Here is a 15,773-nt window from a genome sequence, read left to right on the forward strand (position 1 = left end):
TCTCGCGATCTGCGGGCGCCGCACAGGCGCGCAAGGTCGCAAGGCAAAAAGGAGCAAAGCCATGAAACAGATGTTTGTGATGACCCTCGCTGGTGTGACCTTTCTGACGGTGCCTGCCTGTGAAAACCTGACAACCGAGCAACGGACCATAGTGGGCATGACCGGCGGTGCTGCTGCGGGTTTGATCACTGCCGATATGTTTGATGCCAACCGCGACTGGCGTTTGATTGCCGCACTGGCGGGTGCTGCTGCGGGGACAATCGTTGCGCAAAATGATGCCACGCAGGAATGCGCCTATGCGCGGGGTGATGGTACTTACATTGTCGCCCCCTGCCCATAGCGCCATGCCCGCAAGCGGCTGATCAGCACCTCTTGCATTTGCCTGTCGCTCTGCGCCACATAGCGGAATGGATAATACAAAAAAGCCCGCCACAATCGCAGCCCACGCTGCCGGAGCCATTGACGCGCAATCCGGCGGTGTCGTGCCTGCGCTGCAGCCGTCCACAACCTATCTGCGTGATGCCGATTATGCGCTGGTTCGTCCCGACAACATCTATTCACGGGCGGACTCTGACAATCTACGTCAGGCAGAAGAGGTCTTGCGCAGACTGGAAGGGGCGGAAGAGACGCTGCTGTTCCCGTCAGGTATGGCCGCAATTGCCGCCGTGTTCCGCACGCTGCCCAATGGCGGCACGGCGATTGTCCAATCAGGGATCTATTGGGGCACGACCGCTTGGATCAGGGATTTCTGTACACGGCGCGATATCACCCTCATCGAGGTAGAGGCCGAGGCGCTGGCGACCACCTGTCAGTCGCAAGCTGCAGATCTCGTCTTCATCGAGACCCCCTCAAACCCGTGGCTCAAAACCGTTGATATCCGCGCTATCGCCGCAGCAAGCAACGCGACATTGGTCGTCGATGCCACCGCAGCCACACCCATTCTGACACGCGCGCTTGATTTCGGGGCCGACATTGTCATGCATTCCGCGACCAAGGGTATCAACGGGCATTCCGACGTTCTGGCAGGGGTGCTATCGACCCGCGCAAAAGACGCGCCGATCTGGGATATGATCCGTGCAGATCGCAAAATGGCGGGTGCAATCCTTGGGCCGTTCGAGGCGTGGATGCTGACCCGCGCAATGCGCACACTGCCTTTGCGGGTTGAGCGTATGTCGCAGAATGCGCAGATGCTGGCCGAACATCTGATGGCCCATTCCGCTGTCGAGGGCGTGTTTTACCCTGGCCTGCCGTCGCACGCGGGCCACGATATTGCCTGCCAACAGATGACGGGCGGCTTTGGCAGCTTGCTGTCGGTTCTTGTCAAAGGGGGGCGGGAGGACGCGTTGCGCGTTGTCGGAAAACTGGAACTCTTCTTGCGTGCCACATCGCTGGGCGGCGTCGAAAGTCTGGTGGAACACCGGCACACGATTGAACCGCACACCGGTATTCCTGAAAACCTGATCCGCGTGTCGGTGGGGATCGAGGATATTGGCGATCTGATTGCCGATTGGGATCAGGCGCTGGGCTAGTCCTCGGTCGGGCCGCCCGCCGCTTTCCAGTCGCCGATACCGCCGACGTTGATGACATTCTTATAGCCCATGTCCTTGAGCGTCTTGCCCGCCAATGCAGCCTGTCCGCCTGCGCCACAGACAAGGCAAAGCTCGGCGTCTTTGTCAAAAATCGGGTTGTGGAACTGCATCTCAGGATCAGCTGCAAATTCGATAAACCCGCGTGGTACACGGTGGGCACCGGCGATTGTACCCGATTTAGCGATATCAGCGCTATCGCGCACGTCGATGAAGGTGGCTTTGCCCTCGGCATGTTTTGCAATCGCCTGCTCGGCGGTGATGCGCACGACATGTGCGTTGGCTTCTTCTAGAAAATGCTTGGCGGATTTCATGTTTCGTCTCCTGTTGTTCACAACAAAAGGTAAGGCGCGTGTTGAAAATTGCCACCGCCAAAAAAAACGCCCGGGCACGAAGCCCGGGCAAGTCCAACAGGGAGGTGGAGATATAACCCGATCTCCGGCGGGAACTTGAGACCCGGTGATAACGGGAGGGAAAATACCAAAATCACCGGGTCGGAGTACTACGCAACCAATCTGTAGCCCCCGGATTCGGTCACAAGAAGGCGCGCATTGGACGGATCTGGTTCAATTTTTTGACGAAGACGGTAAATATGTGTCTCTAATGTGTGCGTGGTCACGCCCGCATTATAGCCCCAAACCTCGTGCAAAAGCACGTCTCGGGCGACAACACCGTCTGTCGCACGGTACAGGTATTTCAGAATATTTGTCTCTTTTTCAGTCAGGCGAACCTTCTTGTCATCCTCTGTCACAAGCAGCTTTTGGGCGGGTTTGAACGTATATGGTCCAAGCTGGAAAACAGCATCTTCGGACTGTTCGTGCGTGCGCAACTGGCTTCGGATACGGGCCAGAAGTACAGGGAATTTGAATGGCTTACTGACATAATCATTCGCGCCCGCATCAAGGCCCAGAATGGTGTCGGCATCACTGTCTTGCGCGGTCAGCATGATGATCGGGCATTTCACGCCCTGCTTGCGCATCAGGCGGCAAAGCTCGCGCCCGTCGGTATCGGGCAGACCCACATCGAGGATCATCAGATCATACAGGCCCTCTTTGGCCTTGATCATCGCGTTGGCGCCATCGTCTGCCTCAAAGACGTCAAAATCTTCGGTCATCAACAGTTGTTCGCCCAGCGCCTCACGCAGGTCATCATCATCATCGACCAATAGAATCTTTTTGAGCTGTCCCATGACATCCTCCTTGGTTACGCCATTAGATTTGTGTTCTTGATACGTCCGGGACAACCAATCCCTTCACCCTTTCACACGGACGTGTGATTTTTCGTGCAAATGTTTCACTTTCCGGCGCAAACGGCTATTTGTTGAAACAAATCACAGGCGGACACAGATGGCATTTGGCCCCGACATTACCGAACGACTGGCGCGGGCCCGCGCTGACCTGCGCATGGGCGTCCCTATTGTGCTGGACGGCGGCGCGCTGGTGCTGGCATCCGAGACGCTGGATGCGGCACGTCTGGCCGATCTGCGTGCCTTGGGCGGGCCTGCGGTATTGGCCGTAACAGGGCGGCGGGCCGACACCCTCAAGGCGCGTGCCTATGACGGTGATATCGCGCGGATCGTTCTGCCACCCGACGCGACAATCAACTGGGTCCGTGCTGTCGCAGACCCCGCCGACGATCTGCGCGCGCCCATGAAAGGCCCGCTGCAAACCTTGCGCGACGGTCCTGCCGAGCTGCACCGCGCAGCGATTGCACTTGTCAAAGCTGCGCGCCTCCTGCCCGCCGCTGTCGTCTTGCCGCTGGAAAATGCGGCGGCATTTGCCAGCCAGCACAATCTGACGCTGATCCCGGCTGATGCCGCCCTCGACACAGGCCTCAGCCCTCTGAATCCGATCATTTCTGCGCGGCTCCCGCTTGAGGTTTCAGAGGCCGGACGCCTGCACATCTTCCGCCCCGATGACGGGGCCGAAGAACACTACGCTGTCGAAATCGGCAAACCTGACCGCAGCAAACCTGTGCTCTCGCGCCTGCATTCGGCCTGTTTCACTGGCGATCTGCTGGGCTCGCTTAAATGCGACTGTGGCCCGCAACTGCGCGGTGCGCTGGCGCAAATGGGGGCGGAAGGGGCAGGGGTGCTGCTTTATCTGAACCAGGAAGGCCGCGGCATCGGTCTTGCCAACAAAATGCGCGCGTATTCCTTGCAGGACCAGGGGTTCGACACAGTCGAGGCCAACCACCGCTTGGGTTTTGAGGACGATGAACGTGATTTCCGGATCGGTGCTGGAATTCTTAAACGGATGGGTTTTGGCGCGGTCCGATTGCTGACCAACAACCCCGCCAAGGTCGCGCGTATGGAATATTGCGGTATCGAAGTAACGGAGCGTGTCCCACTGAAAGTCGGCGGCAACCGGCATAACCACGCCTACCTTGCGACAAAGGCCGCGAAGTCAGGGCACTTATTATGAGCTATGAAATCGCGCACCCGTTTTGTGTGCCGCAAGAACGAAACGCCGCCAACTGGCGTGCTATGACTGCTTTGCAATATGATTAAACTCAATCCCGAAGACCGGATCGCCAAAGGCGGCGGGCGTGACATCTATCAACATCCTGATGATGATGGTCTATTGATCAAGATCTACAGGCCGAAGAAAAAGAGATTTCGTTTAGGCGCATACTTTGAATTGGAGACGTGGTGGTTTGGCGGCTATCGTGAATGGTATGTCGAATACAAACATTACATTGCCTGTTTGAACCGACGCGGAAATTGCCCGCTTTACATGTCCGAGCTTCGCGGTTTTTCCGACACGTCCCTTGGCCTTGGGCAGCTTGTTCAGAAAATAAGCGATGAAGGATCACCCGGCCTGTCGATCACGTTAAGGCACGTTGCAAAGCAGCAGGAGATTAGCTTTGATGACATCGCTCCGCTTGTCGATCAGCTTTTCCAGGATTTCGGTGATGACAAGGTCATTTTCAGAGACCTCAATCCCTCGAATATCCTTGTGGTGCGGGATGCAGACAAAAGGCCGCTGCGTCTTGTGATTATTGATGGCTTGGGGGACTACACGTATATCCCGACACGATCCTATAGTCGCATCGCGTATCGGCTTTGGCATAAACACGAAAAGTCAAAGGTTCTGGCGTATTTGCAAGAGCAATATGCCAAATGAAGGCAGATCATCCCTGCAGACGTGTTTCATGAAACAAACCGACCTTGTCCTCACGCCCACACATATGCGGTTCCTGAACCGCCGCTTTCCCTGTACCATAGGGCGCGGGGGGCTGACGGCCCGCAAGAAAGAGGGCGATGGCGCGACGCCGCGGGGAACGCACCGCCTTGTGGGCATGCTCTACCGGCCTGACCGCATGGCACGGCCTGCGGATTGGGCGCTGCCGATTGGGCCGTCCGACCTGTGGTCTGACGATCCCAAACATGAGGACTATAACCTGATGGTCCGCACACCTTATCCGCACAGCCATGAACGCCTGCGCCGTGCTGATCCGATGTACGATCTGGTGATCCTGACAGACTGGAACTGGCCCTATGCGGTCAAGGGGCGTGGTTCGGCGATTTTTCTGCACGCGTGGCGCGGTCCGGGGCGGCCTACGGCAGGGTGCGTGGCGTTCCGCCCTGAGCATCTACGCTGGATCGCCGCCCGTATCCGTCACGAAACACGGCTTGTTATCGCATAACCGCTGGCATTGCTTCTATTCTTGGGCCAAACCAAAAAGGCACGCAGAATGAAACACCAAGGCCCGTTTATGACCCCTGAAGAAATTGCAGACCTGCCCTATCGTCCTTGCGTCGGCATCATGCTGGCCAATCCACGCGGGCATGTTTTTGTCGCTCAACGCAAAGACCGTGATACCGACGCGTGGCAAATGCCCCAAGGCGGCGTAGACAAAGGCGAAAACTGTCGTGACGCTGCCCTGCGCGAGTTAGAGGAAGAAACCAGCATCGCGCCCAAGCTTGTCACGATCGAGGCCGAGAGTGCGGGTCTGATCCGCTATGACCTGCCGCATGATCTGGTGCCGAACATCTGGAAAGGCCGCTATCGCGGGCAAGAGCAGAAATGGTACCTGATGCGGTTTCACGGGATGGATCACGAGATCAATCTGCAAACCGAAACCCCCGAATTTACCGCATGGCAATGGATGGCCCCCGATCAACTGGTCGAGAGTATCGTACCCTTCAAACGTGCCGTCTATGAGCAGGTTTTGGCGGAATTCGGCCCGAAACTCTGATGTTGCCAAAGGTTTTCTCAAGAATTTGTTAATACACGTCGTCAAAGCTTGGAGCCAAACAGAGGATCACTCCGATGAAACCCCACCTTCTTGCCGTAGCCCTTACCATTGTAAGCGGGCAGGCCCATGCGCTCAGTTGTATGCGCCCCGATCCGATGATGACATTCCAACAGCTCGCGGATGCACCGGAAACCTATTTCGTGCTCTATGGGCAATTGGCATTCAATGCAGCGGACTTGGCACCTGCCGTTATGGATAAACAGATGCACCCGCCAGCGCCGATCCCCGCACGTTTCATTGGGCACGGTCTGTCGCCTGACGGCTTTACGATCGACTATGCCGCCGACCTCATGCTCCAGATAGGCTGTGCCGGTCCGTGGTGCGGGACGGCCCAAAGCGGCGTCGATGCTGTCTATTTTGTCGAAGCAACCGATCCGCCGCTGACCATTCAGGCCGGCCCCTGCGGCGGGCGCATCTTTGAAGAGCCGTCACAGGCCGTTCTAGATGCGCTTACCAGATGCATGCAGGGCGGTGAGTGTTCAGCGCAGCCTTTGCAATAGGGCGAAGGATGGATGCCCGTCAGCGGGCAGGCCAGCGGCGCGTTGATAGGCCCGGATCGCAGCACGGCTATTCGGGCCGATCTGTCCGTCAACACCGCCTGTTGAGAATCCCGCATCCGTGAGCCGCTGCTGCAACTCACGCCGCTCGGCACGACGCAAGCGGCGCTCATCGGCTGGAAAGGCCGCCTGAAACGGCCCCGCGCCACGGATCCGATCCGAGAGATGGCCGACACCGATGATATAGGCTTCGGCATTGTTGTAGCGGCTGATCACATCATAGTTGCGGAACAGCATGAAGGCAGGACCACCCGCGCCGGTTGGTGTGGTCAGGGTCGCATCGCCATAATTCGGCACCGCTCGCCCATCGACGCCTACGACACCACGCTGCGCCCAATCGGCAGGGCTGCGGGTCACGGCCCGTCCCGTTTGTTCATAGTCAAACCCCTGCGGCAGGCGCACCTCGACCCCCCAAGGCTGGCCTTTGCGCCAGTTGAAGCGCCGGAAATAGGCCGCTGTCGAGGCAAGCGCATCGGTGGGATCATCCGCCCAGATATCGCGCCGCCCGTCGCCGGTGAAATCTACGGCATAAGCCTCGTAGGATGTGGGAATAAACTGCGTATGTCCCATCGCACCGGCCCAGGACCCTGTCATATTGGCTGGTGCCACATCACCGTTCTGCAAGATCTTCAATGCCGCGATCAGCTGGCTTTCAAAGAATGCCCCGCGCCGCCCGTCGTAGGCCAGCGTTGCAAGGGTCGAGATCAAGGGGGTATCGCCGCGTCGCGACCCATAGTTGCTTTCCATACCCCAAACGGCAGTGACGACCGCAGGCTCCACATCAAACCGAGCCTCGATCTGGGCCAGGACACCGGCATAGCGGCGTACCATCTCGCGCCCTGTGGTGACGCGGGTCTCGGAGACCGCAGAGGCCATGTAATCGGCCAATGGGCGCACGAATTCGGCCTGATTGCGGTCGCGTTCGATACTGTCGGGCAGATAGCTCACATTGGCAAAGGCCGCATTAAAGGTGCGATCAGAAATCCCTGCATTGCGCGCGCGACTGCGAAAGCCCGCGATCCAGTTCGGAAAACCTGCGGCGTTTGCGCTGGCCATCTGGGGCAAAGCCAAAGCGGACAAACCTGTTGCGATAAAGTGCCTGCGGTGCATTCTTGATCTCCTCGTTTTTTCTTAGTGATAAAGCAAAAACCGGCGGACCCAAATCAACTCTTGTTCACGGCGCGGCTTATTGCCGGTATGATGCGAAGAAATATCAAAAAGGCCACATCGCGATGAAATATCCATTCTCCGACGACAAGGTGGCACGTGTCTTTGCGGCGTTTCCTGCGTCCGAACGGGATATGGCCCTGTCGTTGCGTGATCTGATCTTTGAGGTCGCTGACGCCACGCCAGAAGTAGGGCGGCTGGAAGAGACCCTGAAGTGGGGACAGCCGTCCTATCTGACACCTGAGACGAAATCAGGCTCAACCCTGCGGGTCGGGTTGGCAAATGGCGGTGGCGTGGCCATCTTTGCGCATTGCGGCACGGATATCATCAGCACCTATGCCGCGACGTTCGGCGGCTTGGACCAGATCGAAGGCAATCGTGCTGTGGTGTTTCGGTGCGCCGATGATATTGCACCCGCGCGCCTGCGGCTTTTGGTACACCACGGCCTGACCTATCATCTGCGCAAGGCTACTTTCGCGTCCGCTTGACCTTGCGCGCTGTCTTGGCCGCTTTCTTGCGGGCCGATCCCATCTTGCGCCGTGGCGGTTTGCCCCGCCCCTTGGACGGGCCGCGCGGCACGCTGCGGTCATCGAGCGTCAGCAATTCGACAATCAGCCCGCCGGTCACAGGGGCCGCTTCTGCCAGCTTGACCGTCACACGCTGGCCCAGCCCGATGACCATGCCGGTATCTGCGCCCATCAGCGTCTGGGTGTCTGCGTCATAATGGAAATACTCGCGTCCCAACGTCCGGATCGGTATCATCGCATCGGCACCGGTTTCATCCAGCTTCACAAAGACACCAAACTTGGCAATTCCGCTGATCCGTCCGGTCAATTCCGCGCCGATACGGTCCGACAGAAACGCCGCCAGATACCGGTCTGTCGTATCACGTTCCGCCGTCATGGAGCGGCGCTCGGTATCGCTGATGATCTTGGCGGTCTCTGACAGATGCTCGATGTCCCACGGGCTTAGCCCGTCTTCACCCCATCCGTGGGCCTTGATCAGCGCACGGTGCACAATCAGATCCGAATAGCGGCGAATGGGCGATGTGAAATGCGCATAGGACCGCAGCGCAAGACCGAAGTGTCCAAAATTATCCGGCGAATAATAGGCCTGCGTCATCGACCGCAGCGTCGCCATATTGATCAGCTCGTCATTTTCGGTGCCCTCGGCACCCGCCAAAAGCTTGTTCAGATGCGCGGTCTTCAACACCTGTCCCTTGGCCAGTACAAGGCCCGAGGCCGTCGCGACCTCGCGCAGAGCGTCCAGTTTTTCGGGACTGGGTTCTTCATGCACACGAAAGAGCAGCGGTGATTTCTTGGCGATCAGCGTCTCGGCCGCAGCGACATTCGCCAGCACCATGAATTCCTCAATCAGCCGGTGCGCATCAAGGCGCTCTTTGAACTGCACCGAACTTACCTTGCCGGCATCATCCAGCACGATCTGGCGTTCGGGCAGGTCCAGTTCCAGCGGCTGCCGTTGCGCGCGTGCCTTCATCAAGGCTGCAAAAGCGGCATAAAGCGGTTTGATGATTGGCTCGAGGATCGGGGCAACCTTCTCATTGGGTTGCCCGTCAACGCCGGCCTGCACCTCTTCATAATTCAGCGAGGCTTTCGAGTTCATCAGCCCGCGATGAAAGGCATGGTCAATCTTGTTGCCCGCCGAATCAATCCGCATCGACACAGCCAGACAGGCCCGCTCTACCCCTTCATGCAGCGAGCAGAGATCACCCGAGAGCCGATCGGGCAGCATTGGCACCACACGGTCTGGAAAATAGGTGGAATTGCCCCGCTTGCGCGCTTCACGGTCCAGTTCTGAATTGGGTGTGACGTAATGGGCAACATCGGCAATCGCGACCCAGATGATGAAACCACCGTCGTTTTTCGGGTCAGGGTCGGGCTGAACATAGCAGGCGTCATCGCGGTCGCGTGCATCCCAAGGGTCGATGGTGATGAGTGGCAGATCACGCAGATCCTTGCGCCCGTCCAACCCCGCAGGCGTGGCCGCATCGGCCTCGGCCACGGCCTCATCGGGGAAATGATCCGGAATGCCGTGCTGGTGGATCGCAATCAAAGACACCGCGCGCGGCGCGGTCGGATCACCCAGACGTGCCACGATCCGCGCTTTGGGCAGGCCCATGCGGCCTTTGGGTCCGGCTTGTTCGGCCTCGACCAACTCGCCGTCCTTGGCGCCACCCGTCGCACCAGCGGCGACGGTCCACTGTTTGTCTGCCCCCTTATCAATAGGCAGCACACGCCCCCCTTCCGAGGCCTGACGAAACACGCCCAGAATACGCAGCGGGTTTGTCCCGATCCGGCGGATCATGCGGGCGGTGTGGCTGTGGTCTTCGGTCTTGTCGACGGTCAGGCGGCCCAGAATACGGTCACCCGGCCCAAGGGCGGGGTCACTGGAGCGCATGAGCATGAGTATGCGCGGTTCGGCCCCTTCGCCTTTCCACTCCAAGGGTCGTGCGAAAAGATCGCCGTCGGCATCCGCCTCGATCACTTCAAGCACCGCGACAGGGGCCAGTTCTTCGGCATCACGGTACGAGCTGCGCCGCTTGGTCAGTTTGCCTTCATCCTCCAACTCGCGCAGCACGCGCTTGAGGTCGATGCGGGCCGCACCCTTGATGCCAAAGGCCTTCGCAATATCGCGTTTGGCGGCTTTGGTGGGGTGCTCGGAGATCCATGCAAGGATTTCGGATTTGGAAGGAATGCGTGTCATAATCACCGCCTAGCATGACAAAAGGAAAACAGCCAATTCCTTCGCAGGAATTGGTCAAATCTCTTACAAGAGATTTGGGTCAGCGCCAGCCACACCGAAGATTTACGCAAAATAGTCCGTCAGGATACGGGTATAAATCGCCTTGAGCTGCGAAATCTGCGCCACCTCAACCCGTTCATCCACCTGATGCATCGTCTTGCCCACCAGACCGAACTCCACAACGGGGCAGTGATCTTTTACAAACCGTGCATCCGATGTGCCGCCCGAGGTAGAGAGTTCCGGCTTGCGCCCCGTTTCAGCCTCGACCGCACCCGCAATCAGGTCAGAGAGTTCACCGGGTGGCGTGAGAAAGCTTTCCCCCGAAACCTTCACCCGCATGGCTATTTTCACGCCAAATTCAGCGGCGACCTGATCTGCCTCTTCCTGCATCCAGGCCGTCAGCGCAGCACTCGTGTGCATGTCATTAAAGCGGATGTTGACCGTGGCCTTGCTCTGGGCGGGGATGACATTGGTCGCGGGGTTGCCGGTGTCGATCGTCAATACTTGCAGTGAAGACGGATCAAAATGCGCGGTCCCTTCATCCAGCACGCGGCTGGAAAGCACATCCATCAGACGCGCCATGGCAGGCATCGGGTTCTTTGCACGGTGCGGATAGGCCGCATGGCCCTGAACGCCGGTCACAGTGAAAAACGCGGTCATCGACCCGCGCCGCCCGATTTTCATCGCCTCGCCCATCACATCGGGGCAGGTGGGTTCGCCCACCAGACATACCGACATTTTTTCGTTGTTGGCCGCCATCCAGTCCAGCAATGCGGTCGTGCCATCAAGGGCATCACCCTCTTCATCGCCGGTGATGGCCAGCACGATCGCCCCGTCCGGTGGCGTGTCAGCGACGAAATCAAGCGCCGCAGCAGCAAAGGCGGCCACGCCCGATTTCATATCCGTCGCACCGCGTCCGTAGAGAAACCCGTCTTTGATCTCGGCGCCAAAGGGCGGCATTGTCCATGCCGCCTCATCCCCCAAAGGCACAACATCTGTATGGCCGTTAAAACCGAAGGTCCGATTGGCCCCTTGCCGCCCCCAACGCGCATAAAGATTGCAAACCCCGCCACGGTCCACCCGCGTGCAGGTAAAGCCACCTTGCGTCAGCACCTTTTCCAGCAACACCAGCGCGCCGCCTTCCTCAGGCGTGACCGATGGGCAGCGGACAAGATCGGCAGTCAGGGCAACGGGATCGACGGGCATAATGGGGGACTCCTCTTTGTCGTATGGCTAGCGGGAAGCGCTGCGGGATGCAAATTGCGATTGGTTGGTGACGGATCACTTGGAACCTGCCCGCGGCCTTGTTAAAAACGGTTATGGAGGAGTTTCAGCTACATTTGACCAAGGCCCGTAAGACCTATCAGGCGTTGCTCACCACATAGGTATGGATCGTGAAGACAACCGCCTGCGTGCGCGGCAGCCGCAAGATGCATTGCCGCTCTGACCGCGTAAAGGGCATCACATCGTCGGTCTCGCGTTTGTAGGGCTGATGCAGATCCGGATCGACATAACGCAATTTGTTGAAGCGCCAGAGCGGCCGCCCCACCTGTACACCGTCGAACAACCGCTGGACGCGGGCCGCGATATTGTCGTCATACTCAGGCACAGGCACGTGAATGCCCGTCAGCGGACGGTTGATCTTTTCGGCCAACCGCCAGTTCGCAGCAAAGCACAGAACGGCGCTTGTCATCACATGCTCGTCACCCTGTTTTTCCAAAATACAAATATCTTCCTGCACCAGATGCCCGAGCGTCTGCAGGGGGGCATGGCGGTCCAGTGATACATGCCGCCCATCGGGGCAAATCACCTGATCATCCATCATCCGAAACCCCAGATCAGGCAGGATATCCAAAGCCTCGGACAGAACCTCTTGCCCGGTTTCGCCGGTCCGGTCGTTCTCGTAGAGAACAGCCTCCGGTCGTGTCGCAAGAAGCTGGGCGCGATAGGCCATTTGCGCAGCATAGGATGCATCGACGCGCAGCCAGTCGTTCGCCGCACAGGGCATGGTTCCCGGCAGGCGCGGGTCGCCTTCGTGGGCATCGGGCAAGGTCTGTTGCAAAATCGTTCTCATGATAGCCTATGGTAGATCAGCGCATGCGTCCCGTGTATCTAGTCCGCGTTGGCCAGAACCACAAAGCGGTTCCAGAGGCAGGGTGTCGGCTTGACAGGTTTTAATCCAGAATAGGCCCTTTTTTGATGATTTACATAGCAGTTGCCCCGGTCCCGCTTTGGCTCTTTCTTTTGTTGGGGCTTGTGGTTTGGCAGGCATTGGCCTTTTTGCGCCGCTCAAACCTTCCCATGGCAGTGCCACTTTTTCTGCTTGGTCTTGGGCAAGCGGGCGTCGCTGGTGCAGGCCTCTACTTCACTGCGGAACGCAGCATTTCTACACAGGCATGTATGACCGGTATTATCGGCTCTCAGGCCGCGATGATCATCGGGCTGGCGATGCTTGGCACGTTTTTTGCGCTTCTGATCGGCGCGCGTGAACGGCTCTTGGCTATTCTGGCTGCAAACAAGGGTTTCTTCGCCGCCCAGATGTTGCTGCAGGTCGTTGTTATTCTGATCCTGATGCGCTCTGCGCTGCTGTGTACTGTCTAGACCTTGTCGAAGAACGGGGTCATTTGGGCAACAATCACGCTGTTTTCTTCCAACGCGCGGGCCATCAGCGCCTTTTCATCGTCGGAGATATCATGGCCTTCGGCCAACCGTTCGTCCAACGTCCCATAGCCGGACACATCCAGCGGCGCGAGGTCGGCCTGCTTGAGGATCGCCACTGTTTCGCGGACGGCTTCTGCTTCATCCACGCCGCTGGCATAGCACATGAGTGCCGCACCGGTGGCGCCATCAGGAAGACCGTCACCCGCATTGCGCCCCACCTCGACGAGCAATGTATAGACCTGCTGGCGGCTTTCTTTCTTGCTCATGTGTAGTCTTTCTCTTCATAGCGCGACCGGACTGCCCATACGGTCGAAAAGATGACCACGATCTGCAGCGGCATGTAGATCACGACGAAAAGCACGACCATGCGCCAGACAAGCGACAGCTCCATCACCAGTGTTGCCGAGACGACGGGCAGAAAGATCAGCGACAGCACCAGACCAATGGCGGCTGTATCGGCAAGCACGGGTAACCACGCCTGCCGGAACGACGGACGCATGCCCGCCGCCACGCGCTTGCGCGCCAGATACCGGCTGATAATCATCTAGTCGCGCAGCAGTTCATTGATGCCGGTCTTGGAACGTGTCCGCTCATCTACCCGCTTGACGATCACAGCGCAGTAAAGGCTGACGTTGTTCTTGGACGGCATCGAGCCTGCGACAACGACCGAGTAGGGGGGCACTTCGCCATACATGACCTCACCGGTTTCGCGGTCCACAATCTTGGTGGACTGGCCGATGAACACACCCATGCCAAGAACCGATCCTTCGCGCACGATGCAGCCTTCCACCACCTCGGAACGCGCGCCGATAAAGCAGTTGTCCTCGATGATGGTGGGGCCAGCCTGCATGGGTTCCAACACACCACCAATGCCAACGCCGCCCGACAGGTGCACGTTCTTGCCGATCTGCGCACAAGAACCGACAGTCGCCCACGTATCCACCATCGTGCCTTCGTCGACATAGGCGCCGAGGTTCACGAAGGATGGCATCAACACCACACCGGGCGCGATAAAGGCGGATTTGCGCACGACACAGTTCGGGACTGCACGAAAACCGGCGGTTTTCCAGTTGTCGGCCCCCCAGCCTTTGAATTTGCTGTCGACCTTATCCCACCAACCGCCGCCTTGGGGGCCACCGGACTGTGGCTCCATGTCTTTGATGCGGAACCCGAGAAGGACAGCTTTCTTGGCCCATTGGTTCACATGCCAGCTGCCATCATCCTGACGCTCGGCGACACGCAGTTTGCCGCTGTCCAGCGCATTCAGCGTATCCTCGATTGCCTCGCGCGTTTCACCGGTGGTGGCTGAGGTGATCGTATCGCGGGCATCCCACGCGGCTTCGATTGCGGTCTCAAGGGCAGCATTGGACATGGGGACTCTCCGTAAATTGATTTCACAGGCTTCTAGCGGGGGTTGCGGGATCAATCAACGCTTCAAGCGACCTTGCAAACCGGGCGCAGTCAGGCAAGCTTGTGCGAAACAAAGGCAGGACTGAACTGATGAACCAAGAGACCCGACGCCACCCGATGCGTGACAGCCATCAAGACCGTGAAGCGGCGACTCATATTCCCGACACCCCGCAAACCCGTGCGCCCTCTTATGCGCTGGCGTTTGCCGACGACAATTTCATGTGCCGAGAAGAGTTGCGGCCGGTCCGCCTGCAGTTGGAACTGCTCAAGCCCGAGCTATTGATGGATGAGGCGAATATTGATTCCACCATCGTCCTTTTTGGTGGCGCGCGCATTCCCGAACCTGCCAAGAAAGACACGGCGCGCACGCAAACTTTGGCTGATTTGTCGCAATACTATGATGAGGCGCGGCGCTTTTCGCGGATGATGACTGAGCGCTCCCTGAAATCAGGTGGCAGTGAGGATGTGATCGTCACAGGCGGCGGCCCGGGTGTGATGGAAGCAGGGAACCGTGGCGCGCAGGACGCGGGCGGGCGGTCCATCGGGCTGAATATCGTGCTGCCGCATGAACAAGCGCCCAACGCCTATGTGACGCCCGAGCTGTGCTTTAACTTCCACTATTTCGCCATCCGCAAGATGCATTTCCTGATGCGCGCCTCTGCGATCTGTGTGTTTCCGGGGGGCTTTGGCACATTGGATGAAATGTTCGAGGCGCTGACATTGATCCAGACCGGGCGGATGGAGCAGGTCCCGTTCCTGCTCTTTGGCGAAAGTTTTTGGCGAAAAATCATCAACTGGGATGCGCTGGCTGACGCAGGGACAATTTCAGCGGATGATTTAAAGCTGTTCCGTTTTGTTGAAACGGCTGAAGATGCCTTGGCCGCTTTGGAGAATTGGGACGGCAAGGGCGAAAAGCGCGGCGCGATCCCCGGCCGCTAACGCATTTTTGTGTGCAGATACCTGTGGCGATGTCCCGGAAGCGGGGCATCGAAACGCCGGATCAGGCGGCCGTAGCTATACCCCAGATCAGACCCTTTGCAGATCCGCGCACCTGCGGCATCATGCAGGGCCAATCCGCCGCCCGCTTCACGCAGCTGATAGCCCTTGCGCGACAGACGCGCCTGTAAATCATCCCAACCTGTCGCATAAGCCAGATCATCCGCGAGAAGCGCCCGCAAGGGCGCGACGAGCCGCTCATCCGCTCTGCGAGCCGTCTTCGCGCGGGTCCTGCGGTACAAATCACGCTTGATGGCATCGCGCACGATGTGGCCGACCGAGAGATCCTCGGCTTCCCCGATCTGGCGCAAGGCCGCGACCATCGTCTGGCCCAGATATATGGTCACAGTCTCCATGCCGTCTCCATGCCGTC

At 58.5% G+C, this 15,773-nt stretch carries 20 protein-coding genes; 10 read left to right on the forward strand and 10 right to left on the reverse strand.

Annotated elements, in window-relative coordinates; genetic code table 11:
* The first annotated feature begins 61 nt into the window (after window positions 1-61).
* Both B0B09_RS15400 and B0B09_RS15405 read left to right on the forward strand, forming a co-directional pair.
* Window positions 62-340, forward strand: coding sequence for a YMGG-like glycine zipper-containing protein (locus B0B09_RS15400; RefSeq protein ID WP_076660825.1), 279 nt, complete (start codon window positions 62-64; stop codon window positions 338-340).
* Window positions 341-407: 67 nt separating this feature from the next.
* Window positions 408-1,529 carry a trans-sulfuration enzyme family protein gene (locus B0B09_RS15405; protein ID WP_076660826.1) on the forward strand — a complete coding sequence of 374 codons (1,122 nt, stop codon included), beginning with the start codon at window positions 408-410 and terminating at the stop codon, window positions 1,527-1,529.
* Here B0B09_RS15405 and B0B09_RS15410 read toward each other — a convergent pair.
* Together B0B09_RS15410 and B0B09_RS15415 are read right to left on the reverse strand one after the other, a co-directional pair.
* Window positions 1,526-1,900, reverse strand: a complete 375-nt coding sequence (locus B0B09_RS15410) for a rhodanese-like domain-containing protein (RefSeq protein WP_076660827.1) — start codon at window positions 1,898-1,900, stop codon at window positions 1,526-1,528. The two genes, B0B09_RS15405 and B0B09_RS15410, sit on opposite strands and share 4 nt — an antisense overlap.
* Window positions 1,901-2,088: 188 nt before the next feature.
* Window positions 2,089-2,775: a response regulator transcription factor gene (locus tag B0B09_RS15415; protein WP_055295822.1), complete on the reverse strand. Its 687-nt coding sequence runs from the start codon at window positions 2,773-2,775 to the stop codon at window positions 2,089-2,091.
* Window positions 2,776-2,932: 157 nt separating this feature from the next.
* On the opposite strand from B0B09_RS15415, the gene ribA reads away from it, so the two are divergent.
* The 5 genes from ribA to B0B09_RS15440 all read left to right on the forward strand — a co-directional run bounded on the left by ribA (window position 2,933) and on the right by B0B09_RS15440 (window position 6,346).
* Window positions 2,933-4,009 carry a GTP cyclohydrolase II gene (ribA, locus tag B0B09_RS15420; RefSeq protein ID WP_076660828.1) on the forward strand — a complete coding sequence of 359 codons (1,077 nt, stop codon included), beginning with the start codon at window positions 2,933-2,935 and terminating at the stop codon, window positions 4,007-4,009.
* A gap of 78 nt (window positions 4,010-4,087) precedes the next feature.
* Complete coding sequence (locus tag B0B09_RS15425; RefSeq protein ID WP_076660829.1) at window positions 4,088-4,711, forward strand: YrbL family protein; 624 nt, start codon at window positions 4,088-4,090, stop codon at window positions 4,709-4,711.
* A gap of 28 nt (window positions 4,712-4,739) precedes the next feature.
* On the forward strand, window positions 4,740-5,234 hold the full coding sequence (locus tag B0B09_RS15430; RefSeq protein ID WP_076660830.1) for a L,D-transpeptidase family protein: 495 nt from the start codon (window positions 4,740-4,742) through the stop codon (window positions 5,232-5,234).
* A 69-nt stretch (window positions 5,235-5,303) separates the two neighbouring features.
* Window positions 5,304-5,786 (forward strand): RNA pyrophosphohydrolase, encoded by a 483-nt coding sequence (locus B0B09_RS15435; protein WP_076660962.1) that lies wholly within the window; start codon window positions 5,304-5,306, stop codon window positions 5,784-5,786.
* Window positions 5,787-5,860: 74 nt separating this feature from the next.
* Complete coding sequence (locus tag B0B09_RS15440) at window positions 5,861-6,346, forward strand: hypothetical protein (RefSeq protein WP_076660831.1); 486 nt, start codon at window positions 5,861-5,863, stop codon at window positions 6,344-6,346.
* On the opposite strand, the gene B0B09_RS15445 is transcribed toward B0B09_RS15440, so the two are convergent.
* Window positions 6,326-7,513, reverse strand: coding sequence for a lytic murein transglycosylase (locus tag B0B09_RS15445; protein WP_076660832.1), 1,188 nt, complete (start codon window positions 7,511-7,513; stop codon window positions 6,326-6,328). The two genes, B0B09_RS15440 and B0B09_RS15445, sit on opposite strands and share 21 nt — an antisense overlap.
* A 122-nt stretch (window positions 7,514-7,635) precedes the next feature.
* Here B0B09_RS15445 and B0B09_RS15450 point away from each other — a divergent pair, with 122 nt between their 5' ends.
* Window positions 7,636-8,058, forward strand: a complete 423-nt coding sequence (locus B0B09_RS15450; RefSeq protein WP_076660833.1) for a DUF1801 domain-containing protein — start codon at window positions 7,636-7,638, stop codon at window positions 8,056-8,058.
* On the opposite strand, the gene rnr is transcribed toward B0B09_RS15450, so the two are convergent.
* From rnr to B0B09_RS15465, 3 genes are all read right to left on the reverse strand, one after another.
* On the reverse strand, window positions 8,039-10,294 hold the full coding sequence (gene rnr, locus B0B09_RS15455; RefSeq protein WP_076660963.1) for a ribonuclease R: 2,256 nt from the start codon (window positions 10,292-10,294) through the stop codon (window positions 8,039-8,041). The two genes, B0B09_RS15450 and rnr, sit on opposite strands and share 20 nt — an antisense overlap.
* A 102-nt stretch (window positions 10,295-10,396) precedes the next feature.
* Entirely contained in the window at window positions 10,397-11,539 is a 1,143-nt protein-coding gene (gene dapE, locus B0B09_RS15460; RefSeq protein WP_076660834.1) for a succinyl-diaminopimelate desuccinylase, read from the reverse strand.
* Window positions 11,540-11,696: 157 nt separating this feature from the next.
* A complete protein-coding gene (locus B0B09_RS15465) occupies window positions 11,697-12,407 on the reverse strand; it encodes a heme-dependent oxidative N-demethylase family protein (protein WP_076660835.1) in 711 nt (236 codons plus the stop codon).
* A gap of 125 nt (window positions 12,408-12,532) precedes the next feature.
* On the opposite strand from B0B09_RS15465, the gene B0B09_RS15470 reads away from it, so the two are divergent.
* Complete coding sequence (locus tag B0B09_RS15470) at window positions 12,533-12,934, forward strand: hypothetical protein (protein ID WP_076660836.1); 402 nt, start codon at window positions 12,533-12,535, stop codon at window positions 12,932-12,934.
* On the opposite strand, the gene B0B09_RS15475 is transcribed toward B0B09_RS15470, so the two are convergent.
* The 3 genes from B0B09_RS15475 to dapD are packed head-to-tail and all read right to left on the reverse strand — an operon-like array spanning window position 12,931 to window position 14,366.
* Window positions 12,931-13,260: a DUF8846 family protein gene (locus B0B09_RS15475; RefSeq protein WP_055295832.1), complete on the reverse strand. Its 330-nt coding sequence runs from the start codon at window positions 13,258-13,260 to the stop codon at window positions 12,931-12,933. The genes B0B09_RS15470 and B0B09_RS15475 overlap by 4 nt on opposite strands.
* Window positions 13,257-13,538 (reverse strand): hypothetical protein, encoded by a 282-nt coding sequence (locus B0B09_RS15480; protein ID WP_076660837.1) that lies wholly within the window; start codon window positions 13,536-13,538, stop codon window positions 13,257-13,259. The genes B0B09_RS15475 and B0B09_RS15480 overlap by 4 nt, the downstream gene beginning before the upstream one ends.
* Entirely contained in the window at window positions 13,539-14,366 is an 828-nt protein-coding gene (dapD, locus tag B0B09_RS15485; protein ID WP_076660838.1) for a 2,3,4,5-tetrahydropyridine-2,6-dicarboxylate N-succinyltransferase, read from the reverse strand.
* Between the two features lie 128 nt (window positions 14,367-14,494).
* On the opposite strand from dapD, the gene B0B09_RS15490 reads away from it, so the two are divergent.
* The gene (locus tag B0B09_RS15490; RefSeq protein ID WP_055295835.1) at window positions 14,495-15,343 is read left to right on the forward strand and encodes an LOG family protein; all 849 of its coding nucleotides are present in this window, start codon (window positions 14,495-14,497) and stop codon (window positions 15,341-15,343) included.
* On the opposite strand, the gene B0B09_RS15495 is transcribed toward B0B09_RS15490, so the two are convergent.
* On the reverse strand, window positions 15,340-15,756 hold the full coding sequence (locus B0B09_RS15495) for a hypothetical protein (RefSeq protein WP_076660839.1): 417 nt from the start codon (window positions 15,754-15,756) through the stop codon (window positions 15,340-15,342). The two genes, B0B09_RS15490 and B0B09_RS15495, sit on opposite strands and share 4 nt — an antisense overlap.
* Between the last annotated feature and the right edge of the window lie 17 nt (window positions 15,757-15,773).

It is taken from the genome of Yoonia rosea, from assembly GCF_900156505.1.
GTDB classification, from domain to species: Bacteria; Pseudomonadota; Alphaproteobacteria; order Rhodobacterales; family Rhodobacteraceae; genus Yoonia; species Yoonia rosea.